The 23,418-nt window shown below is 57.2% G+C and carries 28 protein-coding genes; 26 read left to right on the forward strand and 2 right to left on the reverse strand.

The window, feature by feature from the left end; translation table 11 throughout:
- Positions 1–41: 41 nt before the first annotated feature.
- The 26 genes from I6L53_RS21410 (at position 42) to nikR (ending at position 22,638) form a co-directional block, all read left to right on the forward strand.
- The gene (locus tag I6L53_RS21410) at positions 42–1,091 is read left to right on the forward strand and encodes an AI-2E family transporter (RefSeq protein ID WP_042323043.1); all 1,050 of its coding nucleotides are present in this window, start codon (positions 42–44) and stop codon (positions 1,089–1,091) included.
- A 375-nt stretch (positions 1,092–1,466) separates the two neighbouring features.
- The gene (locus I6L53_RS21415) at positions 1,467–1,844 is read left to right on the forward strand and encodes a hypothetical protein (RefSeq protein WP_125369396.1); all 378 of its coding nucleotides are present in this window, start codon (positions 1,467–1,469) and stop codon (positions 1,842–1,844) included.
- Between the two features lie 67 nt (positions 1,845–1,911).
- A complete protein-coding gene (locus I6L53_RS21420) occupies positions 1,912–2,973 on the forward strand; it encodes a methyltransferase (RefSeq protein ID WP_042323048.1) in 1,062 nt (353 codons plus the stop codon).
- Positions 2,974–3,027: 54 nt separating this feature from the next.
- A complete protein-coding gene (locus tag I6L53_RS21425; RefSeq protein ID WP_042323049.1) occupies positions 3,028–3,750 on the forward strand; it encodes a beta-ketoacyl synthase chain length factor in 723 nt (240 codons plus the stop codon).
- Positions 3,729–4,562 (forward strand): lysophospholipid acyltransferase family protein, encoded by an 834-nt coding sequence (locus tag I6L53_RS21430; protein ID WP_378077998.1) that lies wholly within the window; start codon positions 3,729–3,731, stop codon positions 4,560–4,562. Before I6L53_RS21425 ends, I6L53_RS21430 begins: the two co-directional genes overlap by 22 nt.
- Positions 4,543–4,800 carry a phosphopantetheine-binding protein gene (locus tag I6L53_RS21435; protein ID WP_042323054.1) on the forward strand — a complete coding sequence of 86 codons (258 nt, stop codon included), beginning with the start codon at positions 4,543–4,545 and terminating at the stop codon, positions 4,798–4,800. The genes I6L53_RS21430 and I6L53_RS21435 overlap by 20 nt, the downstream gene beginning before the upstream one ends.
- Positions 4,801–4,812: 12 nt before the next feature.
- Positions 4,813–5,064, forward strand: coding sequence for an acyl carrier protein (locus tag I6L53_RS21440; RefSeq protein WP_042323056.1), 252 nt, complete (start codon positions 4,813–4,815; stop codon positions 5,062–5,064).
- A 6-nt stretch (positions 5,065–5,070) separates the two neighbouring features.
- On the forward strand, positions 5,071–5,643 hold the full coding sequence (locus tag I6L53_RS21445) for a COG4648 family protein (RefSeq protein ID WP_042323058.1): 573 nt from the start codon (positions 5,071–5,073) through the stop codon (positions 5,641–5,643).
- On the forward strand, positions 5,640–7,001 hold the full coding sequence (locus I6L53_RS21450) for an AMP-binding protein (RefSeq protein ID WP_042323060.1): 1,362 nt from the start codon (positions 5,640–5,642) through the stop codon (positions 6,999–7,001). The genes I6L53_RS21445 and I6L53_RS21450 overlap by 4 nt, the downstream gene beginning before the upstream one ends.
- Positions 6,988–7,341, forward strand: a complete 354-nt coding sequence (locus tag I6L53_RS21455; protein WP_042323062.1) for an ApeI family dehydratase — start codon at positions 6,988–6,990, stop codon at positions 7,339–7,341. Before I6L53_RS21450 ends, I6L53_RS21455 begins: the two co-directional genes overlap by 14 nt.
- Positions 7,332–9,023, forward strand: a complete 1,692-nt coding sequence (locus I6L53_RS21460; protein WP_042323064.1) for a glycosyltransferase family 2 protein — start codon at positions 7,332–7,334, stop codon at positions 9,021–9,023. Before I6L53_RS21455 ends, I6L53_RS21460 begins: the two co-directional genes overlap by 10 nt.
- A 3-nt stretch (positions 9,024–9,026) precedes the next feature.
- Positions 9,027–9,449, forward strand: coding sequence for an acyl-CoA thioesterase (locus tag I6L53_RS21465; protein ID WP_042323066.1), 423 nt, complete (start codon positions 9,027–9,029; stop codon positions 9,447–9,449).
- Positions 9,446–10,051, forward strand: a complete 606-nt coding sequence (locus tag I6L53_RS21470; RefSeq protein WP_042323068.1) for a LolA family protein — start codon at positions 9,446–9,448, stop codon at positions 10,049–10,051. Before I6L53_RS21465 ends, I6L53_RS21470 begins: the two co-directional genes overlap by 4 nt.
- On the forward strand, positions 10,020–12,338 hold the full coding sequence (locus I6L53_RS21475; protein ID WP_042323070.1) for an MMPL family transporter: 2,319 nt from the start codon (positions 10,020–10,022) through the stop codon (positions 12,336–12,338). Before I6L53_RS21470 ends, I6L53_RS21475 begins: the two co-directional genes overlap by 32 nt.
- On the forward strand, positions 12,335–12,994 hold the full coding sequence (locus tag I6L53_RS21480) for a DUF3261 domain-containing protein (protein WP_378077997.1): 660 nt from the start codon (positions 12,335–12,337) through the stop codon (positions 12,992–12,994). The genes I6L53_RS21475 and I6L53_RS21480 overlap by 4 nt, the downstream gene beginning before the upstream one ends.
- Position 12,995: 1 nt before the next feature.
- Positions 12,996–14,165, forward strand: coding sequence for a beta-ketoacyl-[acyl-carrier-protein] synthase family protein (locus I6L53_RS21485; protein WP_042323073.1), 1,170 nt, complete (start codon positions 12,996–12,998; stop codon positions 14,163–14,165).
- Entirely contained in the window at positions 14,162–14,638 is a 477-nt protein-coding gene (locus I6L53_RS21490; RefSeq protein WP_042323075.1) for a hotdog family protein, read from the forward strand. Before I6L53_RS21485 ends, I6L53_RS21490 begins: the two co-directional genes overlap by 4 nt.
- Positions 14,635–15,366: a 3-ketoacyl-ACP reductase FabG2 gene (locus I6L53_RS21495; RefSeq protein ID WP_042323077.1), complete on the forward strand. Its 732-nt coding sequence runs from the start codon at positions 14,635–14,637 to the stop codon at positions 15,364–15,366. Before I6L53_RS21490 ends, I6L53_RS21495 begins: the two co-directional genes overlap by 4 nt.
- Positions 15,363–16,592 carry a beta-ketoacyl-ACP synthase gene (locus tag I6L53_RS21500; RefSeq protein ID WP_042323079.1) on the forward strand — a complete coding sequence of 410 codons (1,230 nt, stop codon included), beginning with the start codon at positions 15,363–15,365 and terminating at the stop codon, positions 16,590–16,592. The genes I6L53_RS21495 and I6L53_RS21500 overlap by 4 nt, the downstream gene beginning before the upstream one ends.
- Before the next feature lies 1 nt (position 16,593).
- Complete coding sequence (gene acpT, locus I6L53_RS21505; RefSeq protein WP_042323080.1) at positions 16,594–17,178, forward strand: 4'-phosphopantetheinyl transferase AcpT; 585 nt, start codon at positions 16,594–16,596, stop codon at positions 17,176–17,178.
- A 136-nt stretch (positions 17,179–17,314) separates the two neighbouring features.
- Positions 17,315–18,889, forward strand: coding sequence for a nickel ABC transporter substrate-binding protein (gene nikA, locus I6L53_RS21510; protein ID WP_042323082.1), 1,575 nt, complete (start codon positions 17,315–17,317; stop codon positions 18,887–18,889).
- Positions 18,889–19,833 carry a nickel ABC transporter permease subunit NikB gene (nikB, locus tag I6L53_RS21515; RefSeq protein ID WP_042323084.1) on the forward strand — a complete coding sequence of 315 codons (945 nt, stop codon included), beginning with the start codon at positions 18,889–18,891 and terminating at the stop codon, positions 19,831–19,833. Before nikA ends, nikB begins: the two co-directional genes overlap by 1 nt.
- On the forward strand, positions 19,830–20,663 hold the full coding sequence (nikC, locus tag I6L53_RS21520; RefSeq protein WP_042323086.1) for a nickel ABC transporter permease subunit NikC: 834 nt from the start codon (positions 19,830–19,832) through the stop codon (positions 20,661–20,663). The genes nikB and nikC overlap by 4 nt, the downstream gene beginning before the upstream one ends.
- On the forward strand, positions 20,663–21,427 hold the full coding sequence (nikD, locus tag I6L53_RS21525) for a nickel import ATP-binding protein NikD (RefSeq protein ID WP_042323088.1): 765 nt from the start codon (positions 20,663–20,665) through the stop codon (positions 21,425–21,427). Before nikC ends, nikD begins: the two co-directional genes overlap by 1 nt.
- Positions 21,424–22,224: a nickel import ATP-binding protein NikE gene (gene nikE, locus I6L53_RS21530; protein ID WP_042323091.1), complete on the forward strand. Its 801-nt coding sequence runs from the start codon at positions 21,424–21,426 to the stop codon at positions 22,222–22,224. Before nikD ends, nikE begins: the two co-directional genes overlap by 4 nt.
- A gap of 12 nt (positions 22,225–22,236) precedes the next feature.
- On the forward strand, positions 22,237–22,638 hold the full coding sequence (gene nikR / locus I6L53_RS21535) for a nickel-responsive transcriptional regulator NikR (RefSeq protein WP_042323093.1): 402 nt from the start codon (positions 22,237–22,239) through the stop codon (positions 22,636–22,638).
- A gap of 93 nt (positions 22,639–22,731) precedes the next feature.
- Here the strand turns inward: nikR and I6L53_RS21540 are convergent, their stop codons facing one another.
- Positions 22,732–23,091, reverse strand: a complete 360-nt coding sequence (locus tag I6L53_RS21540; RefSeq protein ID WP_042323095.1) for a type II toxin-antitoxin system HicB family antitoxin — start codon at positions 23,089–23,091, stop codon at positions 22,732–22,734.
- Complete coding sequence (locus tag I6L53_RS21545) at positions 23,088–23,363, reverse strand: type II toxin-antitoxin system HicA family toxin (protein WP_042323097.1); 276 nt, start codon at positions 23,361–23,363, stop codon at positions 23,088–23,090. The genes I6L53_RS21540 and I6L53_RS21545 overlap by 4 nt, the downstream gene beginning before the upstream one ends.
- Positions 23,364–23,418 lie beyond the last annotated feature (55 nt).

Here is a 23,418-nt window from a genome sequence, read left to right on the forward strand (position 1 = left end):
GAGCCGCTACACTTAATGAAAATCAATAACAGGATGCCACCATGACAACCCACCAGCCCGATAAAGCGGGTTTACATATTTTGCTCAAACTGGCCGCGCTGGTCGTTATTCTCGCCGGGATCCACGCCGCCGCAGATATCATTGTGCAGCTCTTGCTGGCGCTCTTTTTCGCCATTGTTCTCAATCCACTGGTCACCTGGTTTATCCGTCGGGGAGTGAAACGCCCGCTGGCGATCGCAATTGTGGTGGTCGTGATGCTGTTCGTGCTCACCGCGCTGATTGGCGTGCTGGCCGCCTCGGTTAACGAATTTATTGCCATGCTGCCGAAGTACAACAAAGAGCTGACGCGCAAGGTCTTGTATGTGCAGGAGATGATGCCGTTTTTAAATCTACACATGTCCCCGGAACGGATGCTGCAACGAATCGACTCCGACAAAATTGTCACCTTCACCACCACGTTGATGACCGGGCTGTCGGGCGCGATGGCCAGCGTTGTTTTGTTGGTAATGACCGTCGTTTTTATGCTGTTTGAGGTCCGCCATGTCCCATACAAAATGCGTTTTGCGCTGCATAACCCGCAAATTCACATTGCCGGATTGCACCGGGCGCTGAAAGGGGTCTCTCACTATCTGGCATTAAAAACGCTGCTCAGTCTGTGGACCGGCGTCATTGTCTGGCTGGGACTGGAATTGATGAATATTCAGTTTGCCCTGATGTGGGGGGTACTGGCGTTCCTGCTGAACTATGTACCGAATATTGGTTCGGTGATTTCCGCCGTTCCGCCGATGGTTCAGGCGCTGCTTTTCAACGGCATTTATGAGTGCGTGCTGGTGGGAGCGCTGTTCCTGGTGGTCCATATGGTATTAGGCAACATGGTTGAACCGCGCATGATGGGCCATCGCCTGGGCATGTCGACGCTGGTGGTATTCCTCTCCTTACTGGTCTGGGGTTGGCTGCTTGGCCCGGTCGGGATGTTACTCTCCGTCCCCCTGACCAGCGTCTGTAAAATCTGGATGGAGACCACAACAGGCGGCAGCAAACTGGCAATATTACTGGGGCCAGGGCGACCGAAAAATCGATTACCGGGATAAACCAGCCCTACCAACCAGGGTAGTTTTATTCACTTACAGATGAAAGTATTATAAAGCGCGCTTTTGTTACCTGAATGTTTCAATAAGCGCGTGGTTTCCTTCACGAAATGGAATATAGGTTCTTCCGCAGTGCATTTACACCATATTAAATGATATCGGCAGTTTAATTTAAGTAAAAGTTAACCAGCTAACACCATGATAAAGCGAAAGTTAAATTATCTTCCGCGTTGATTAATTAATGGCAATAATGCCGTGACGGTTGTCAGAGTTAACATTAAAAATAGTCGATATTATCGTAACTAAAACTAAATTCAGAAATGCATTCAACGTTAATATAAATAGTGATTTTGATAGGGAGTTTTCATGAAACAATACATTAAGTGGTTTGCGGCGATTGCGGTTGTCGGTGCGCTGGCAGGTTGTGCGCGTACTGCCCCCATCGATCAGGTTCACTCTTCGGTTACCGCAGGCCACACCCAGGATCAGGTGAAAAACGCGATCCTGAAAGCAGGTATTCAGCGTAAATGGATCATGACTGAAGCAGGCCCGGGGGTGATCAAAGCACGTCAGCAGTCTCGCGACCACGTAGCGGAAGTGCGCATTACCTACACCGCCTCCAGCTACGATATCAAGTACGACAGCAGCCTCAATCTGCAGGCTTCTGGCGGTAAAATTCATAAAAACTACAACCGCTGGGTACGTAACCTGGATAAAGACATTCAGTTGAATCTGTCAGCAGGTGCAAATCTGTAATGACGCCTGAAGTCGGGCCGCGTGCGGCCCGATAATCTTTTTGTTTTCTTAACAGGTTGTACTCGCCATGTACGAACAGGACTCCCTCAGCGCACTGGATGCGATCACTGAAGCGCAGCGTATCGCCTTCGCCCCCATGCTGTTTCAAACCGCGCTTTGCCTGCGAAATGCTGACGTGCTGGCTTATCTTGACCGCCAGGGTAAACAGGGTGCAACGCTGGAAGAGATCACCGAAAACAGCCACGTCAACGAATATGCGGTCAGCGTTCTGCTGGATATGGGATTAAGCGGACGCATCATCACCCATAAAGCCGGGCGTTATTATCTGGCAAAAATCGGACATTTCCTTTTGCATGACACCATGACTCGCGTGAATATGGATTTCACCCACGACGTCTGTTACCAGGGATTGTTCTTTTTAGAAAATGCCCTGAAAGAAGGAAAACCGTCCGGGTTAAAAGTGTTTGGTGACTGGCCAACCATTTATCCGGCATTGTCGCAATTACCACCGTCCGCGCGTGAAAGTTGGTTCGCCTTCGATCATTACTATTCTGACGGTGCATTTGATGCAGCATTACCGTATGTATTCGCCAGTTGTCCTGCAACCCTGTACGATGTAGGCGGAAATACGGGGAAATGGGCAATACGCTGTAGTCAGTTCGACGAAAATATCGCGGTGACGTTATTAGATTTGCCACAACAAATTGCACTTGCCCGCGAAAATATCGAAAATGCAGGATTATCTGAACGCATCGATTTTCATGCGGTGGATATGCTTGGCGATGCGCCTTTACCCACAGAGGCCGATATCTGGTGGATGAGTCAATTTCTTGACTGTTTTTCACCAGAACAAATTGTCGCCATGCTCAGCAAGGTTGCCCGTGTGATGAAGCCCGGCGCAAGGCTGTGCATTATGGAGCTATTCTGGGATGCGCAGCGTTTTGAAGCCGCCTCATTCAGTCTGAATGCGTCTTCGCTTTACTTTACCTGCATGGCGAACGGCAACAGCCGTTTCTACAGCGCAGAGAAATTTTATGGCTATCTGGACAAGGCAGGGTTCCAGGTGGAAGAACGCCACGATAATTTAGGCGTAGGACATACTTTATTGATATGTCAGAAGAAAAAATAACAAAGTAGCATCAGAACGCTACTGGAATCACCGGTATACCGCGGACGCGCGTTGATGAAATTCTCACTAAATATTACCGACTGGCGGGCGATGGCGCCAGGTCTGAGCGAATCGATACAGTGGTTGCAATGGTCACGGCATCCGCACGCCATCGATCCGGCGGCAGCACAGGGCAAGTTGCGTGAACTACCGATGATGACCGCCCGTCGCCTTAGCTCCGGCAGTAAACTGGCCGTCGAGTGCGGTCTGGCAATGCTGCGTCGCCACGATATCGATGCGGTGCTGTACACCAGTCGGCATGGTGAACTTGAACGTAACTACCGCATTCTGCATGCGCTGGCGACCGAACAGGCGCTCTCACCGACCGATTTCGCCCTGTCGGTTCACAATTCAGCGGTGGGCAACCTGACCATCGCGGCTAAACACCCGATTGTCTCGTCATCGCTTTCCGCCGGGCGCGATAGCTTCCAGCAGGGGTTATGTGAAGTCATCTGCCTGCTCCAGGCGGGTTATCAACGTGTGTTGATAGTCGACTTCGACGGTTTTCTTCCCGAGTTCTACCACTCGCGGCTCCCGGAAAATATGCCCACCTGGCCGTACGCCACCGCGCTGGTCTGTGAAGCAGGTAATGACTGGGTGTGTCAGAGCGAACCGATTCAGGCTGGTGCGGAAACCGCGCTCCCGCAAAGCCTGCTGTTTTTACAGCACTATTTACTGAATGCCGAGGCGTTCACCCTCCCCGGCGAGCGCGTGCAGTGGCACTGGAGTCGGGCATGAAAGGGGCCATCTCCACACTGAACCGACTCTGGCGGATCGCCATGACCGGTTTCTGTTTCGCCCTCTTTGGACTCGGCGGACTGCTGCTTTCGGTCGTCTGGTTTAACGTTTTGTTAGTTTTCGTATGGGACAATCCCCGGCGTCGCCGCATTGCCCGGCGCAGTATTGCCGCCAGCTTCCGCCTCTTTTTAACGGTTACTCGCGTGCTGGGCGTGCTGGATTATCAAATGAAAGGGGTGGATATTTTGCGTCAGGAACGCGGATGTCTGGTGGTCGCGAATCACCCTACCCTGATCGATTATGTCCTGCTGGCGTCGGTGATGCCCGAAACAGACTGTCTGGTGAAAAGCGCGCTGCTGAAAAACCCCTTCCTCAGTGGCGTGGTGCGTGCAGCAGATTACCTGGTGAACAGCCAGGCGGATGCGCTGTTACCGGCCAGTCAGCAACGACTGGCGCAGGGCGATACGATTTTGATTTTCCCCGAAGGCACCCGCACTCGTCCCGGCGAGACCATGACGCTGCAACGTGGCGCGGCGAATATCGCCGTGCGCTGCGGGAGCGATATTCGCGTGGTGACCATCCATTGCAGCCAGCGCATGCTGGATAAAGAAAGCAAATGGTATCAGGTGCCACCCACTAAACCGCTGTTTACCGTCGAGGTACGCGAGCGGGTGAAGATCGACCACTTTTACGACGCAAATTTACAAGAACCGGCGCTGGCGGCAAGACAGTTAAACCGGCATCTTTTGCTTCAATTACAACCAGGTACGTTACCTCTCTCAGGAATTAATGATGCAAGCGCTTTATCTTGAAATTAAAAATCTCATCATAACGACATTGAATCTGGATGAACTGTCGACAGACGACATTGAAACCGAGGCGGCGCTGTTTGGCGACGGCCTGGGGCTGGACTCAATTGATGCCCTGGAATTGGGACTGGCGGTAAAAAATCAGTACGGTGTGGTGCTTTCTGCGGAAAGCGAAGAGATGCGTCAGCACTTCTTCTCCGTCGCCACGCTGGCATCGTTCATTAATGCGCAACGTGCCTAAGGAGAGTCCGTTATGACCGATCAACACGCCATCTATGACGAAGTCTCTGCGCTGCTGGTTAAGCTGTTTGAGATAGATCCACAGGACATTAAACCTGAGGCGCGTCTGTACGAAGATCTGGAACTGGACAGCATCGATGCCGTCGACATGATCGTCCATCTGCAAAAGAAGACCGGTAAGAAGATCAAGCCGGAAGAGTTCAAAGCCGTACGCACCGTGCAGGATGTCGTTGACGCGGTAGAACGCCTGCTTAAAGAAGCCTGATTCGCCGTGTCGGGCGTTCGCACATTGCCTGTGCTGACAGGCGTGCTGTTACTTGCCTGGCCTTTCCTGATTTGGTTTGGCCTGGCATATCACAGCCTGCAGTGGTTACTGCCGCTGATGGCGCTACTGCTGTTCTTACGCTTTCGCCAGACCCGGCGACAGGCGGGGCCGCTACGCGTGGTCACCCAGGTGGTGGCGGCTGTGGGTATCACGCTGTGCATCGCCAGTTACCTGCTTAAAACCCATCAGCTTCTGCTGTTTTATCCGGTGGTCGTGAACACCGTCATGCTTGTCGTTTTTGGCGGTTCGCTCTGCTCTTCCATGCCCATCGTAGAACGACTGGCACGACTGCGCGACCCTCAACTCCCGGATGCGGCGGTGCATTACACCCGCCGGGTGACGCAGATCTGGTGCGCCTTTTTTATCTTCAATGGCGGCGTGGCGCTGTTTACCGCTCTCCACGGCGATATGGCGATGTGGACCGCGTGGAATGGCATGATTGCCTACCTGCTGATGGGCTTACTCATGGGCAGCGAATGGTTGATACGCCGTCGGATGATTAATCGAGATTCGCAATGAAGCAGACCCTGGCACTTGCCGAATGGCTCACGTCCCCTCGCCCGGCGAACACACCCATCGCCTGGCTGGACGAACGCCACTGGACGCTCGGTCACTTGCGCCACGACGTCGCACGGTTGATGACACACCTGCAACAGCAGGAGGGCAATCGCTGGGCGCTCTGTTTTGAAAACAGTTATCTGTTCATCGTCGCGCTGCTGGCCACCCTGCATGCGGGAAAAACGCCCGTGATTCCGGGCCATAATCGGGTCTCTTTGCTGGACGAGCAGCGAACATGGTTTGATGGTGTACTGAGCGATAAAACGCTCGGCTGGCAGGGTCCGCTGTGGGTTGTCAGCTCAGCTATGACGCTCAGCGACGAGGCGTTCATCTTCCCGCCCCTGCGCCACGATGCGTTTATCGAGCTGTTTACCTCGGGCTCGACCGGACAGCCGAAGCGTATTGTCAAACCCGTTGACCGTCTGGACCATGAAGCCGAACTGCTGGCGGTGCGCTTTGGCCACCGCCTGGCAGGCTGCCGGGTGGTGGCGTCGGTTGTGCCACAGCATCTGTACGGTCTGACGTTCCGTATTTTCCTGCCGATGGCGCTGGGCCTGCCGCTGCATGCGGCCATGCTCTACTACGCGGAGCAACTGGCTGCGCTGAGCCACGAACATCGCTACGTGTTTATCAGCAGTCCGGCGTTTTTAAAACGCCTCGACCACCGGCTTCCCGCACCACCGGTGGAAATGATCCTCTCGGCAGGCGGCATGTTGCCGTGGCAGGACGTGACGCAAACCGCTGCCTGGCTGAACGTCTGGCCGGATGAAATCTATGGCAGTACCGAGACCGGCATTCTGGCCTGGCGCTATCGTCAGCAAGAGAACGTCACCTGGCTGCCCTTCCCCGGCGTATTATTTACCGCAGAAAATGAAGCATTTCGCGTCTTCTCTCCGCTGATCGCCGATACGAACGGCCTGCTGCTCGACGATATCCTGCAGTTTGAGCCAAACGGCCAGTTCCGTCTGATGGGGCGCCGTGGGCGGGTGGTCAAAATTGAAGAGAAACGCATTTCGCTCAGCGAAGTTGAGCAACGCCTGCTGGAACTGAAGGGCATCCGCGACGTCGCTGCCCTGCCGATCGCGCGAGGCGGTCGCCAGGGAGTGGGCGTACTGCTGGTACTGGATGACGAAGCGCGTCAGCGCTGGCAGAACAGCGGCGGAAAAACCCAGGAGCTGATGTGGCGACGGGCGCTACTGCCGTGGCTGGAGCCGGTCGCCGTACCGCGTTACTGGCGAGTCATCGACGAAATCCCGGTCAACAGCATGAATAAGCGTGTCTATGCGCAATTACAGGAGTTGTTTCATGATACCCCATGAAATTGAGCGCCATCAGGCACACCCCCAACAGATTGAGGTCATCCTGCATCTCGATCCCTCCCTTTTCTGGTTCAGCGGCCATTTTGCCGTGCAGCCGCTGCTGCCGGGCGTCGCGCAGATGGACTGGGTGATGCACTATGCCACCACCCTGCTTGCTCCCGGCTGGCGTTTTCACAGTATTCAGAACGTGAAGTTCCAGGCACCACTGCTGCCGGAAAACACCGTCACACTGACCCTGAGCTGGCAGGAAGCGCGTCAGCTCCTGACGTTCAGCTATCAACGCCATGATGGCGACGCACGCCATACCGCCAGCAGCGGGAAGATCCGACTATGTCGTTGACCTTTACCCCTTGCGTGCTGATCCCCTGCTACAACCACGGCGCGATGATGTCGCGCGTGCTGGCGCGCCTGCAGCCGTTTAATCTGCCGTGCATTGTGGTGGACGACGGCAGTGACGTGACCACGCAACAGGAGCTGGACAGGCTCGCCGCAGACACCGCGAATCTGACCCTGATTCGTCTGGCGGAAAACGCCGGAAAGGGTGCGGCGGTGATCCGCGGATTAGAGGCGGCGGCAGAGGCCGGATTTACCCATGCCGTCCAGGTCGACGCCGACGGTCAACATGCGATTGAAGATATTCCAAAACTGCTGGAACTGGCGCAGGCCCACCCCGCCGCGCTGATCTCCGGACAGCCGATTTACGATGACTCCATCCCCCGCTCTCGCCTGTACGGACGCTGGGTAACCCACGTCTGGGTGTGGATTGAAACCCTTTCGCTACAACTGAAAGACAGCATGTGCGGCTTTCGCGTCTACCCTGTTGCCCCCACATGCCAACTGGCGCAACGGGTCACCCTCGGCAAGCGGATGGATTTCGATACCGAAGTGATGGTGCGTCTCTGGTGGCAAGGCACCCCCAGCTATTTTGTCCCGACCCGCGTGACCTATCCGCCGGACGGGCTGTCGCATTTCGATGCCTTCAAAGATAACTGCCGCATTTCACTGATGCACACGCGCCTGTTCTTCGGCATGTTGCCGCGCATCCCATCGCTGCTGTTACGGCGAACGTCACCGCACTGGGCGCGGCAGCAGGAAGTGAAAGGGCTGTGGGGAATGCGCCTGATGCTGCTGGTATGGCGTCTGCTGGGGCGTAAGGCGTTCACGCTGCTGCTCTGGCCTGTTGTCGGCGTGTACTGGCTGACTGCAACCCCTGCGCGCCGCGCTTCGCAAAACTGGATCGCTCGCGTGCGTACACAGTTGACCGCGCGCCAGAGGCCGGTGCCGGCTAACCTCACCAGCTATCAACACTTCCTGCGCTTTGGCAACGCGATGCTCGATAAAATCGCCAGTTGGCGCGGTGAACTGCATTTTGGCCGCGACGTGGTGTTTGCGCCAGGGGCAGAAGAGGCGCTGAACGTCAGCGATCCTCGCGGCAAACTGCTACTGGCTTCGCACCTGGGCGATGTTGAAGCCTGCCGCGCGCTGGCGCAGTTGCAGGGCAGCAAAACTATCAACGCGCTGGTATTCAGCGATAACGCCCGGCGTTTTAAGCAGATTATGGAAGAGATGGCGCCGCAGGCCGGACTCAATCTGATGCCGGTGACCGACATCGGTCCGGATACCGCCATTGCGCTCAAAGAGAAGCTGGAGCGCGGAGAATGGATTGCCATTGTCGGCGACCGCATCGCGGTGAATCCGCAGCGCGGCGGAGAATGGCGCGTCTGCTGGAGTCGTTTTATGGGGCAAGCCGCTCCGTTCCCACAGGGGCCGTTTATCCTCGCTTCGATTTTACGCTGTCCGGTGGACCTCCTCTTTGCCCTCCGCCAGCAGGAGAAGCTGTGCATTCACTGCGAGCCGTTCGCCGACCCGCTGGTATTGCCACGCGCCGAACGCCAACAGGCGTTGCAGCAGACCATCGACCGCTATGCCGAACGCCTTGAGCACTATGCGCTACAGTCGCCGCTCGACTGGTTTAACTTTTTCGATTTCTGGCAATTGCCGGAACCCAAAAACAAGGAGTAAAGGGTGCTGAACGATCCCCGCTTTACGGCTGAAGTCGAGCTGACCATTCCGTTTCACGACGTCGACATGATGGGCGTGGCGTGGCACGGCAACTATTTCCGTTACTTCGAGATCGCCCGCGAAGCGCTGCTTAACCAGTTCGACTACGGCTATCGCCAGATGAAAGCTTCCGGCTACCTGTGGCCGGTGGTGGATACCCGCGTCAAATACCGCAATCCGCTGACCTTTGAGCAGCGCATTCGCGTGCGTGCGCGTCTGGAAGAGTTCGAAAACCGCCTGCGCATAGGTTATGAAATTTTCGATGCTGAAAGCGGAAAACGCGCAACCACGGGGTACACGATTCAGGTGGCGGTGGACGAGAAAAGCCGCGAAATGTGCTTCGTCTGCCCGGACATTCTGTTTGAACGCATGGGGGTGACGCCATGAGGTTTCTGCCACTGCTGGCGCTACTCATTAGCCCGTTCGTTAGTGCCCTGACGCTTGACGAGTTGCAACAGCGCTTTACCGAACAGCCGGTGATCCGCGCGCATTTCGATCAAACCCGGACGATTAAAGATCTGCCGCAACCGTTGCGATCTGCTGGAACGATGTTGATCGCCCGCGACCAGGGGCTTTTGTGGGATCAAACCCGGCCGTTCCCGATGCAACTGCTGCTGGACGATACGCGAATGGTGCAGGCCATCAACGGCCAGCCGCCGCAAACCATCACTGCCGACAACAATCCGCAGATGTTCCAGTTTAACCACCTGCTGCGCGGGCTGTTTCAGGCCGACCGCAAGGTACTGGAGCAAAACTTCCGCGTTGAATTTTCAGATCGCGGAGAAGGCCGCTGGACCCTGCGCCTGACGCCGATCACCACGCCGCTGGATAAGATCTTTGCCACGATAGATTTGGCCGGGAAAACGTATCTGGAACGTATTGAGCTGAACGATAAACAGGGCGACCGCACGGATATCGCGCTTTCTCAACACCAACTGACACCTGCACAACTGACCGATGACGAACGTCAACGCTTTGCCGCCCAGTAAACGCCCCGCGCTGCTATGGGGAGCCGCCTGCATCATCATGCTGGGCGTCTTGCTGATGCTACTGCCTCAGGCGCGGCTCAACAGCAGTGTACTGGCGATGCTGCCAAAACAGGCGCTGGGCGCGATTCCGCCGAACCTGAATGACGGTTTTATGCAACGACTTGACCGTCAACTGGTCTGGCTGGTCAGTCCCGGTAAAAAGGCCGATCCGACGATCGCCCGTGACTGGCTGGCGATGCTGCAACAGTCACAGGCATTGGCAGAGGTGAAAGGTCCAATGGACGCCAACAGCCAACAGGCGTGGGGCGCGTTCTTCTGGCAGCATCGCAACGGCCTGATCGACCCGCAAACCCGTGCCCGTTTGCAAAACGGCGGCGAGGCGCAGGCGCAATGGATCCTTTCTCAACTCTATTCCGCGTTTTCCGGCGTCAGCGGCAAAGAACTCCAAAACGACCCGCTGATGCTCATGCGCGGCTCACAGTTGGCGATGGCCGAAAACGGTCAGCGTCTGCGGCTGATGGACGGCTGGTTGGTGGCGCAGGACAGCCAGGGAAACTACTGGTATCTGCTGCATGGCGAACTGGCCGGTTCATCGTTCGATATGCAACAGACGCATCGCCTGGTGACCACGCTCGACGCGCTTGAATGGCAGTTGAAAGCGCGCTATCCGCAGGCACAGCTGCTGTCGCGTGGAACGGTATTCTACAGCGATTACGCCAGCCAGCAGGCAAAGCAGGATGTCTCCACGCTCGGCGTGGCGACGGTACTGGGCGTGCTGCTGCTGATTGTGACGGTATTCCGTTCGCTGCGTCCGCTGCTGCTGTGTCTGTTGTCGATTGCCGTGGGCGCGCTGGCGGGAACCGTTGTCACACTGCTTATCTTCGGCGAACTGCATCTGATGACGCTGGTGATGAGCATGAGCATCATTGGTATCTCCGCCGACTACACGTTGTATTACCTGACCGAACGGATGGTACACGGCGCTGAGAGCTCACCCTGGCAAAGCCTGGCGAAAGTGCGTAACGCCCTGCTGTTGGCGCTACTGACCACCGTCGCGGCGTACCTGATTATGATGCTTGCCCCCTTCCCTGGCATTCGCCAGATGGCGGTATTTGCAGCCGTAGGGCTGAGCGCCTCCTGCCTGACAGTGATTTTCTGGCACCCGTGGCTGTGTCGTGGGCTACCGGTGCGCCCGGTTCCGGCAATGGTGCTGATGCTGCGCTGGCTTGCCGCCTGGCGACGCAACAAAAAGCTCTCAGTAGGCCTGCCCGTCGCGCTGGCACTTTTCTCGCTGGCCGGGCTGGCGACCCTGCGGGTGGACGACGATATTTCACAGTTGCAGGCGCTGCCACAGCACATTCTGGCACAGGAAAAAACCATTACCGCACTGACCGGACAGAGCGTCGATCAGAAGTGGTTTGTGGTCTACGGCGACTCCGCGCAGCAGACGCTGGAGCGGCTGGAGAACGTTGTTCCCGCGCTGGAGCAGGCGAAAAAAGAGGGGCTGCTCAGCGGCTATCGCACGATCCCGCTGAATTCACTGGCCCGTCAGCAGCGGGATCTCGCCTTGCTGAAAAACGCCGCGCCCGCCGTCACTCACGCCCTGAATGACGCCGGCCTTACAACGGTTAATCCCGATCTCACCCCGATGCCCGTCACCGTCGAAGCCTGGCTTACCAGCCCGGCCAGCGAAGGCTGGCGACTGCTGTGGCTGAGCCTGGATGACGGTGAAAGCGGTGTACTGGTACCGGTGGACGGCGTCAAACAAAGTGCCGCGCTCAACGCGCTCAGTGAGAAGTTTAGCGGCGTCGCGTGGGTGGATCGCAAAAGTACCTTTGACAATCTGTTTGCGCTGTATCGCAACGTGTTGACCGGGCTGCTGTTTGTCGCGCTGGCCGTAATTGCCTGCGGCGCGATCGCCCGGCTGGGCTGGCGCAGAGGGTGGGTCAGCCTCGTGCCGTCGGTGCTGTCTTTAGGCTGTGGCCTGGCGGTACTGGCGTTGAGCGGTCATGCCGTCAATCTGTTCTCGCTACTGGCGCTGGTACTGGTGCTTGGAATCGGCATTAACTACACGCTGTTTTTCAGTAATCCACGCGGAACGCCGCTGACTTCCCTGTTGGCCATCACGCTGGCAATGATGACCACCCTGCTAACGCTCGGCATGCTGGTCTTTAGCGCCACCCAGGCGATCAGCAGTTTTGGCATTGTGCTGGTCAGCGGCATTTTCACCGCTTTCCTGCTTTCCCCTCTGGCGATGCCGACGAAAAAAGAGAAAAAACGAAAATGATGAAACGTATTTTTGCCGGATGGCGGCTGCGCCTTATCCGGCCTACCTGGTCAACAAGTTGGCGTAGGCCCGATAAGCGTAGCGCCATCGGGCAATTAGCACTGTGCCTCTTCGCGCTGATCCTCACCGGCTGTAGCCACTCGCAGAAAGCGCAAGAAGGCCGTCCGCAGGCATGGCTGGAGCCGGGGACGCGGGTGACGCTGCCTGCGCCGGGCATTTCTCCGGCAGTGAACGCTCAGCAATTGCTCACCGGCCGCTTTAACGGCAAAACGCAGTCGCTGCTGGTAATGCTGAATGCTGATGACAAAAAGATCACCCTGGCGGGGCTCTCGTCGGTCGGCATTCGTCTGTTCCTTGTAACCTACGATGACAAAGGTCTGCACACCGAGCAGTCCATCGTGGTTCCACAACTGCCGCCCGCCAGTCAGGTGCTGGCAGACGTCATGCTCAGCCACTGGCCCATTAGCGCCTGGCAGCCACAGCTGCCGAAAGGCTGGACGCTGACGGATAACGGCAACACGCGTGAATTACGTAATGCCCGCGGCAAGCTGGTGACGGAAATCAGCTACCTGAACCGTAAAGGCAAACGCGAGCCGATCGGCATCGAACAGCATGTCTTTAAATACCACATCACCATTCAATACCTGGGTGACTGATATGATTTACATTTCTGCGGTAGGCATAATTAACGCGCTTGGCCACGATACCGATGAAATCGCCGCTAACCTGTCACGCGGCGCGGCGCCCGGTATGCGCCCACGCGCCGGTTGGTTGCAGGGATATCCGCATGCGGTACTCGCTGGTGTCGACGGCGAACTGCCCGCCATTCCCGACGATTTTAGCGCCCACCGTTCACGCAACAATCAGCTCTTGCTGGCAGCGCTCAGGCAGATCCAACCTCAGGTTGATGAGGCCATTGCGTGCTATGGTCGCGATCGGATTGCAGTGGTGCTCGGCACCAGCACGTCCGGTCTGGACGAAGGCGACAGGCACGTTAGTCTGACGCTGAACGGTGAAGAGAGTCATTACTGGCAGTATCCGCAACAGGAGCTGGGCGACCCGTCGCGCTTTCTCAGCCACTGGCTGAGGCTGGACGGTCCGGCATTCACCCTCTCCACCGCCTGCTCCTCCAGCGCCCGCGCGATTATCAGCGGACGCCGCCTGATTGAGTCGGGTCTGGCGGACGTCGCCATCGTCGGCGGCGCAGATACCCTGAGTCGGATGCCGATCAACGGATTCCATAGTCTGGAATCGCTCTCGCCCACGCGCTGTCTGCCGTTTGGCCGCGATCGCAGCGGTATTACCATTGGCGAAGGCGCGGCGCTGATGCTGCTGACCCGCGAGCCGCAGCCCATCGCGCTGCTCGGCGTGGGTGAATCCAGCGACGCACACCATATTTCGGCACCGCATCCGGAAGGCGTTGGCGCCATTCGCGCCATCCGGCAGGCGCTGGACGATGCGGGGATCACACCTGAACAGGTGGGATACATCAATCTGCATGGCACCGCCACCCCGCTCAACGACCAGATTGAATCAAAGGTGGTCAACGCGCTGTTTGGTGAACGCGTCCCGTGTAGCTCAACCAAGCACCTGACCGGTCACACGCTGGGCGCGGCAGGAATTACCGAAGCGGCGCTCAGTATGCTGATCTTGCAGCATGATTTACCGCTGCCGGCGCAGGACTTTAGCCTGTCGCCGCGCGATCCAACGCTGCCGCCCTGCGGCATTATCGAGCAACCGCAACCGCTTGAACGCCCGTTTATCTTGTCAAATTCGTTCGCCTTTGGCGGCAATAACGCCAGTATTCTGCTCGGGAGAATGTCATGAGCCACTATTTATCACCCGGCGAATACCTGCCGCACGACGCGCCCATGCTGCTGCTGGACGACGTTGTCAGCGTGCGCGAAGACACTGCCGTCTGTCGCGTCACTGTGACGAGCGGCGGCGTTCTGGGGCCATTTCTTGACCCGCAGGGGAATTTACCCGGCTGGTTCGCACTGGAGCTGATGGCGCAGACCGTCGGCGTCTGGTCAGGCTGGCACCGCCACCAGCAGGGTCAGGGGGCGATTTCGCTCGGGATGGTGCTCGGTGCGCGAGAACTGATTTGCGCGGCAGGCGTTTTGCCCGCAGGAAAAACATTATCGATTACCGTCAAGTTGCTGATGCAGGACGAACGTTTCGGCAGCTTTGAATGCGCAATTACCGCCGACGAGGAGACGCTGGCGACAGGCCGCGTCAATACCTTCCAGCCGTCGGCAGAAGAACTTCACTCTCTATTTCAACAAGGAGCGTCCGCATGAGTCGTTCAGTTTTGGTTACCGGTGCCAGCAAGGGAATCGGTCGCGCTATTGCCCACCAGTTGGCTGCGGACGGCTTTGTGGTCGGCGTCCACTATCACCGTGATGCGCAGGGCGCGCAGGAGACGCTGGATGCCATTCTCGCCGTCGGCGGCGCAGGGCGTTTGCTCAGTTTCGACGTGGCGAACCGCGAGCAGTGTCGCGAAGTACTGGAGCAGGACATGGAAGAACATGGCGCGTGGTATGGCGTGGTCAGCAATGCAGGCGTTGCCCGCGATGCCGCCTTCCCGGCGCTTAGCGACAGCGACTGGGACACGGTGATCCACACCAACCTCGACAGTTTTTATAACGTCATTCAGCCGTGCATCATGCCGATGATCGGCGCGCGCCAGGGTGGTCGGATCATCACCCTGTCGTCGGTGTCCGGCGTGATGGGCAATCGTGGGCAGGTGAACTACAGCGCCGCCAAAGCCGGGATTATCGGTGCCACTAAAGCGCTGGCGATTGAACTCGCGAAACGCAAAATTACCGTCAACTGCATCGCGCCGGGGATTATCGACACCGGCATGATCGAAATGGAAGAGGCCGCGCTGAAAGAGGCGATGGCGATGATCCCGATGAAACGCATGGGCCAGGCGGACGAAGTCGCCGGGCTTGCCAGTTATTTGATGTCGGACGTGGCGGGCTACATCACCCGTCAGGTGATTTCCATCAATGGAGGGATGTTATGACACGTCGCGTCGTCATTACGGGCATGGGTGGCGTCACCGCCTTTGGGGAAAACTGGCAGGACGTTTCTGCCAGACTGCGGACCTATGAAAACGCCGTACGCAAAATGCCGGAATGGCAGGTTTATGATGGGCTGCATACCCTGTTGGGTGCGCCGATCGATGACTTCTCGCTGCCGGAGCATTACACCCGTAAGCGCATCCGCGCGATGGGTCGCGTGTCGTTGATGTCCACGCGAGCCACCGAGCTGGCGCTCGAACAGGCAGGGCTGACCGGCGACGACGTGCTTACCAACGGGCAGACCGGTATCGCGTATGGTTCATCCACCGGCAGCACCGGTCCGGTGAGCGAATTTGCCACCATGCTGACCGAAAAACACACCAATAACATCACCGGCACCACCTATGTGCAGATGATGCCGCACACCACCGCCGTCAATACTGGACTGTTTTTCGGCCTGCGCGGACGCGTGATCCCCACCTCCAGCGCCTGTACGTCCGGCAGCCAGGCGATTGGCTACGCATGGGAAGCGATTCGCCACGGTTATCAAACCGTGATGGTGGCAGGCGGCGCGGAAGAGCTGTGTCCGTCAGAAGCCGCTGTCTTTGATACCCTGTTCGCCACCAGCCAGCGTAACGATCAACCCAAAACCACGCCGTCACCGTTCGATGAACAACGCGATGGGCTGGTGATTGGCGAAGGCGCCGGGACGCTGATCCTTGAAGAACTCGAGCACGCCAAAGCGCGCGGCGCGACAATTTACGGCGAAATCATCGGTTTTGCCACCAACTGCGACGCCGCGCATATCACCCAACCACAGCGGGAAACCATGCAGATTTGCATGGAGCAGTCGCTAAAAATGGCGGGGTTAAACGCGCTGGATATTGGCTATATTTCCGCACACGGCACGGCGACGGATCGTGGCGATATTGCGGAAAGTCAGGCGACAGCCGCAATTTATGGCGATAATGTGCCAATCTCCTCGCTGAAAAGTTATTTTGGGCATACCCTTGGTGCCTGTGGCGCGCTGGAAGCCTGGATGAGTTTACAAATGATGCGTGAAGGCTGGTTTGCGCCTACGCTAAACTTAAAACAGCCCGACGCCAACTGCGGCGCACTGGATTACATCATGGGTGAAGCCCGTAAGATTGATTGCGAATTCTTACAGAGCAACAATTTTGCGTTTGGCGGCATCAATACGTCCATCATCATTAAACGTTGGTCCTGACATGTATCGGATCGTACTGGGAAAAGTCTCGACACTCAGCGCAGGCGTCTTGCCGTCCGCGTTATCCGACCTGGCGCCGAAGGGGCCGCGACGCGCGCGCTGGCTGGCGGGTCGCGTTTTGCTTTCCCATGCCCTCTCGCCGCTGCCTGAGATCGTTTACGGCGAACAGGGGAAACCGGCGTTTTCACCGGAGACGTCGCTATGGTTCAATCTGAGCCACAGCGGTGATGATATCGCCCTGTTGCTGAGCGACGAGGGCGAAGTGGGTTGCGATCTCGAAGTGATCCGCCCGCGCGCCAACTGGCGCTCGCTGGCAAATGCGGTCTTCAGCCTCGGGGAACACGCCGAAGTGGAAGCGGAACATCCGGATCGGCAACTCGCCGCGTTCTGGCGTATCTGGACGCAAAAAGAGGCGATCGTGAAACAGCGCGGCGGCAGCGCGTGGCAAATCGTCAGCGTCGACAGCACCTTCGACTCCGGGCTTTCGCTAAGCCATTGCCAGTTCGACAACCTGAGCCTGGCGGTCTGCACCCCCACGCCCTTTACGTTGACCGCAGACGCGGTGCAATGGCTGGAAACCGTCTGATATCGCAAACATACGATTTTCGTATAATTCACGCGTTTGACCGCCCTTCTCTTGATCCAGAACACGTCAAAAGTATGATGATTCCTTAGAATCGTCATACTCATTAAGTCGTACCCCTACATCATTCGGGATCACCATTTTGTCCAGACTACGCCGCACACTTTTTGCGCTGCTGGCCTGTGCGTCATTCCTCACGCACGCCGCTGCCACTGATGAAATCACTACCGCCTGGCCGGTCAACGTTGGGCCGCTTAACCCTCATCTGTATACCCCTAACCAGATGTTTGCCCAAAGTATGGTCTATGAACCACTGGTGAAGTATCAGGCGGACGGTTCGGTCATTCCGTGGCTGGCGAAAAGCTGGACCCACTCGGCAGATGGCAAAACCTGGACCTTCACCCTGCGTGATGATGTGACCTTCTCGAACGGCGAAGCGTTCGACGCCCATGCCGCGGCGGAAAATTTCCGCGTGGTGCTCGACAACCGTCAGCGTCATGCCTGGCTGGAACTGGTTAATCAGATCGTCGACGTCAACGCACTCGACAAAAACCAGCTACAAATCACCCTGAAAAGCGCCTATTACCCATTTTTGCAGGAACTGGCGCTGCCGCGCCCGTTCCGTTTTATCGCGCCGTCGCAATTTAAAGACAACGAAACGATGCGCGGCATTAAAGCACCGATTGGCACCGGTCCGTGGGTGCTGAAAACGTCGAAGCTCAATCAGTACGATGTACTGGTACGCAACGATCGCTATTGGGGTGAAAAGCCGCAGATTCAAAAGATTACCGTCAAAGTGATCCCGGACCCCACTACCCGCGCCGTGGCGTTTGAAACCGGTGATATCGACCTGCTGTACGGTAACGAGGGGCTGTTGCCGCTGGATACCTTCGCCCGTTTTAGTCAGAACCCGAACTACCGCACCCAGCTTTCTCAGCCGATCGAAACGGTAATGCTGGCGCTCAACTCAGCCAAAGCGCCGACCAATGAGCTGGCGGTGCGTGAAGCGCTTAACTATGCCGTGAACAAGAAATCGTTGATCGACAACGCGCTGTACGGCACACAGCAGGTCGCCGATACGCTGTTCGCCCCGACGGTCCCTTATGCCAACGTTGGCCTGAAACCGCGTCAGTACGACCCGCAACAGGCAAAAAATCTGCTGGAAAAAGCCGGCTGGCGGCTACCCGCAGGCAAAGACATCCGTGAGAAAAACGGCCAGCCGCTGCGCATTGAACTGTCATTTATCGGCACCGATGCGCTGAGTAAGTCGATGGCGGAAATTATCCAGGCCGATATGCGCCAGGTTGGTGTCGATGTCGCGCTTATTGGTGAAGAAGAGAGCAGTATTTACGCCCGCCAGCGGGACGGTCGCTTCGGCATGATCTTCAACCGCACCTGGGGCGCGCCGTATGACCCACATGCCTTTATGAGTTCGATGCGCGTACCGTCCCATGCGGATTACCAGGCGCAGCAGGGGTTAACCGACAAACCGCTGATTGATAAAGAGATTAGTGAAGTGCTGGAAACCACTGACGAAACGCAGCGTCAGGCGTTGTATAAAGACATCCTGACCCGCCTGCACAACGACGCGGTCTATCTGCCTATCAGCTATGTCTCGATGATGGTGGTCGCCAGACCTGAACTGGGCACAATTCCGTACGCGCCTATCGCCTCTGAAATTCCGTTTGAACAGATTAAACCGGTGAAACCCTGATGTTGCGTTATGTACTGCGGCGTATTCTGCTGCTGATTCCGATGATTTTCGCCGCCTCGGTGATCATCTTCCTGATGTTGCGCCTGGGCACCGGCGATCCGGCGCTCGACTATCTGCGCCTGTCGAATCTGCCGCCCACGCCGGAAATGGTGGCCTCTACCCGCGTGATGCTGGGGCTGGATCAGCCGCTGGTCGTGCAGTACGGCACCTGGTTGTGGAAAGCGCTGCATCTGGACTTTGGCATCTCGTTCGCCACCCAGCGCCCGGTGCTGGATGACATGATGAATTTCCTGCCCGCAACGCTGGAACTGGCGGGTGCGGCACTGGTGTTGATCCTGCTGACCTCCGTACCGCTCGGCATCTGGGCGGCGCGTCATCGCGATCGCCTGCCCGATTTCGTCGTGCGACTGATAGCCTTTCTCGGCGTGTCGATGCCTAACTTCTGGCTCGCCTTCCTGCTGGTGATGTTCTTCTCCGTTTACCTGCAATGGTTACCTGCGATGGGCTACGGCGGCTGGCAGCATCTGATTTTACCGGCGGTATCAATAGCCTTCATGTCTCTGGCGATTAACGCGCGACTATTGCGCGCCAGCATGCTGGAAGTCTCCGGGCAGCGCCACGTCACCTGGGCGCGCCTGCGCGGGCTGAACGATAAACAAACCGAGCGCCGCCACATTCTGCGTAACGCCTCGCTGCCGGTGGTGACCGCCGTCGGGATGCACATCGGCGAACTGATTGGCGGGACGATGATTATCGAGAACATCTTTGCCTGGCCGGGTGTGGGTCGCTATGCCGTCTCGGCCATATTTAACCGCGACTACCCGGTGATTCAGTGCTTTACACTGATGATGGTGGTGGTTTTCGTGGTCTGTAACCTGATTGTTGATCTGCTGAACGCCGCGCTGGACCCGCGCATTCGTCGTCATGAAGGAGCGCACTCGTGAACTTTTTCTTCTCTTCACGCTGGTCGGTTCGCCTGGCCATGGTCGTCATCGCCCTGCTGACGGTGATTGCGCTAACCAGCCAGTGGTGGCTGCCGTATGATCCGCAGGCGATCGATTTACCGTCGCGCCTGCTGGCTCCGGACAGCCAGCACTGGCTGGGAACCGACCATCTTGGACGCGATATTTTCTCTCGCCTGCTGGCCGCCACCCGCGTGTCGCTTGGTTCGGTGATGGCCTGTCTGCTGCTGGTGCTGGCGCTGGGGCTTATCGTCGGCGGTAGCGCCGGACTGCTGGGAGGACGCGTCGATCAGGCCACCATGCGCGTCGCCGATATGTTTATGACTTTCCCGACCTCCATCCTGTCGTTCTTTATGGTCGGCGTATTGGGTACGGGACTCACCAACGTAATTATCGCCATCGCCCTGTCACACTGGGCGTGGTATGCGCGGATGGTGCGCAGCCTGGTTATCTCCCTGCGCCAGCGCGAGTTTGTTCTCGCCTCACGCCTTTCCGGCGCGGGTCATATCCGGGTGTTTATCGATCATCTGGCCGGGGCGGTGATCCCGTCGCTGCTGGTTCTTGCCACGCTGGATATTGGTCACATGATGCTGCACGTAGCCGGGATGTCATTTCTCGGCCTTGGCGTGACAGCACCCACGGCGGAATGGGGGGTGATGATTAACGACGCCCGCCAGTATATCTGGACCCAGCCGCTGCAAATGTTCTGGCCGGGGCTGGCGCTGTTTATCACCGTGATGGCCTTTAACATGGTGGGTGACGCCCTGCGCGATCACCTGGATCCTCACCTGGTCACGGAGCACGCCCACTGATGCCACAGCAAATTGAACTGCAAAACATCGCATTACAGGCCGATCGCCCGCTAGTGCACGACGTGTCGTTATCGCTCAAACGCGGACGCGTGCTGGCGCTGGTGGGCGGCAGCGGCAGTGGAAAATCGCTGACCTGCGCGGCGGCGCTCGGGATTTTACCCGCCGGCGTACGCCAGACCGGCGGAACGCTTCTTGCTGACGGCAAGCCGGTATCCCCTTGCTCCCTGCGCGGGTTCAAAATCGCCACCATTATGCAAAACCCGCGTAGCGCGTTTAATCCACTGCATACCATGGCGACCCACGCGCGCGAAACCTGCCAGGCGCTGGGTAAACCGGCAGACGACACCACGCTTCTCCGTGCGCTGGAAGCCGTAGGCCTGGAGCACGCCGATCGCGTACTGAAGCTCTATCCGTTCGAGATGAGCGGCGGCATGCTACAACGCATGATGATCGCGATGGCGGTCCTGTCCGATGCGCCGTTTATTATCGCCGACGAGCCGACTACCGATCTGGATGTGGTGGCACAGGCGCGTATCCTCGATCTGCTGGAGAGCATTATGCAGAGCCGGGCTCCAGGCATGCTGCTCGTGACTCACGACATGGGCGTGGTCGCGCGACTGGCCGACGACGTGGCGGTGATGGATAACGGAAACATCGTTGAACAGGGCGAGGTGGAAACCCTGTTCAGGGCCCCCAAACACGCCATCACACGCGGTCTGGTGTCGGCGCATCTCGCCCTGTACGGTATGGAGTTAGCCTCATGACTTTACTCAGCGTCACTGACCTCTCTCATCACTATGCCCACGCCAGTCTGGGGGGAAAACATCAGCATCAGTCGGTGCTGAAAAAGGTCTCCCTGAACCTGAAAAGTGGCGAAACGGTAGCCCTGTTGGGACGCAGCGGCTGCGGAAAAAGTACGCTGGCACGGCTGTTGGTCGGGCTGGAATCGCCCAGCCAGGGAAGCGTGAACTGGCGCGGTGAACCGCTGGCAAAACTGAACCGGTCGAGACAAAAAGCGTTTCGCCGCGATATTCAGATGGTCTTTCAGGATTCCATCAGCGCGGTGAATCCGCGTAAAACCGTCTGTGAGATCCTGCGTGAGCCGATGCGTCATTTACTCTCGCTGTCCAAGGCCGGGCAGTTAACGCGGGTGCGTGAGATGCTTCACGCGGTGGATCTGGATGAAAACCTGCTGGATAAACGTCCTCCCCAGCTCAGCGGCGGTCAGCTCCAGCGCGTCTGTCTGGCTCGCGCGCTGGTGGTGGAGCCGAAACTGTTGATTCTCGATGAAGCGGTGTCGAATCTCGATCTGGTATTGCAGGCGGGCGTCATCCGTCTGCTCAAGAAACTACAGCAGCAGTTTGGCACCGCCTGTCTGTTTATTACCCACGATCTGCGACTGGTAGAGCGTTTTTGCCATCGCGTGATGGTAATGGAGGACGGGCAAATCGTTGAAACCAGAATCGTAGGTGAGGCATTAACCTTTTCCACCGAGGCCGGTCGTGTGCTACAAAAGGCAGTACTTCCCGCATTCCCCGTGCGCCGTCGCGCCAATTCGTAAGGTTGATATCTGATGCAACGAGTCACCATCACGCTTGATGACGATTTACTGGAAACACTGGACAGCCTGAGCCAGCGTCGTGGTTACAACAACCGCTCCGAAGCGATTCGCGACATTCTGCGCGGCGCACTGGCGCAGGAAACCACTCAGGAGCACGGCACCCAGGGCTTTGCGGTGCTCTCCTATGTGTATGAACATGAGAAGCGTGACTTAGCCAGCCGCATTGTATCGACCCAGCACCATCACCATGATTTGTCGGTTGCCACACTGCATGTCCATATCAATCATGACGACTGTCTGGAGATTGCCGTCCTGAAAGGCGATATGGGCGATGTTCAGCATTTTGCCGATGATGTCATCGCCCAGCGCGGCGTGCGCCACGGCCATTTGCAGTGTTTGCCGAAGGAAGAGTAATCGTCAACGAGGCTGCCGGGGGCGCTTCGCTTGCCCGGCCTGGATTTGCGCTCCCGCAGCCGCCATCCGGCGTGATTGCAGGACATTCGTCTTCTATGCCTGTTTCAGGCGTTCACTCAGCGTGTCAATAATCCAGGTATTCACGGATACCTGCTCTTGCGCCGCTGCAAAACTCAGACGTTCTCCGAAGGACTCCGGATAGCGTAAGGTAAATGTTTTAAGCTTTTCCTGCTGAGCGTAGGGTTCAATGCCCGCTTCACGACAGTCGTCAAGATATTCGCGCAACGAGAGTTCCCCCTCTTTTTGCAGCCCTTGAATACTGTCTGACACAAAATCACAATAGCCTGACAACCCCAGGAACTTACCGCGAAACGCATTAAGCTCAGGAACGTAATTGATTACGGCCGGTTGTCCGGCGATCTCCATTGCGTTTGGCATTTTAAGTTTGATCATGGTTTAACCCCTATACTGACTAACCATTCACGTACGCTCTCTACTGCGCCTTTATCTGTATCCGGTGAAGGATGAGGCCGATGAAAACACGCAATGCTCTTGTTTAACAAAAATTTGCAGCGTGAACCGCGCCCCTCTTTGATCTCCCCACCTAACGCTTTAATCAGCGATTCAATGTCCACCCACTTAATACCTTGCGGTACGGGAGTTTTAAAGAGCTGCTCCAGCGTGCTTCTTTGCTTTTTCCGTAGGGATAACACCTGCTGTCTCATCGCATTCCCTTGTGACTTCATCCTGTGGAGTCAATTCTATGACTACATAGAATGA

It is taken from the genome of Citrobacter farmeri (assembly GCF_019048065.1).
In the GTDB taxonomy this organism is placed as follows: Bacteria; Pseudomonadota; Gammaproteobacteria; order Enterobacterales; family Enterobacteriaceae; genus Citrobacter_A; species Citrobacter_A farmeri.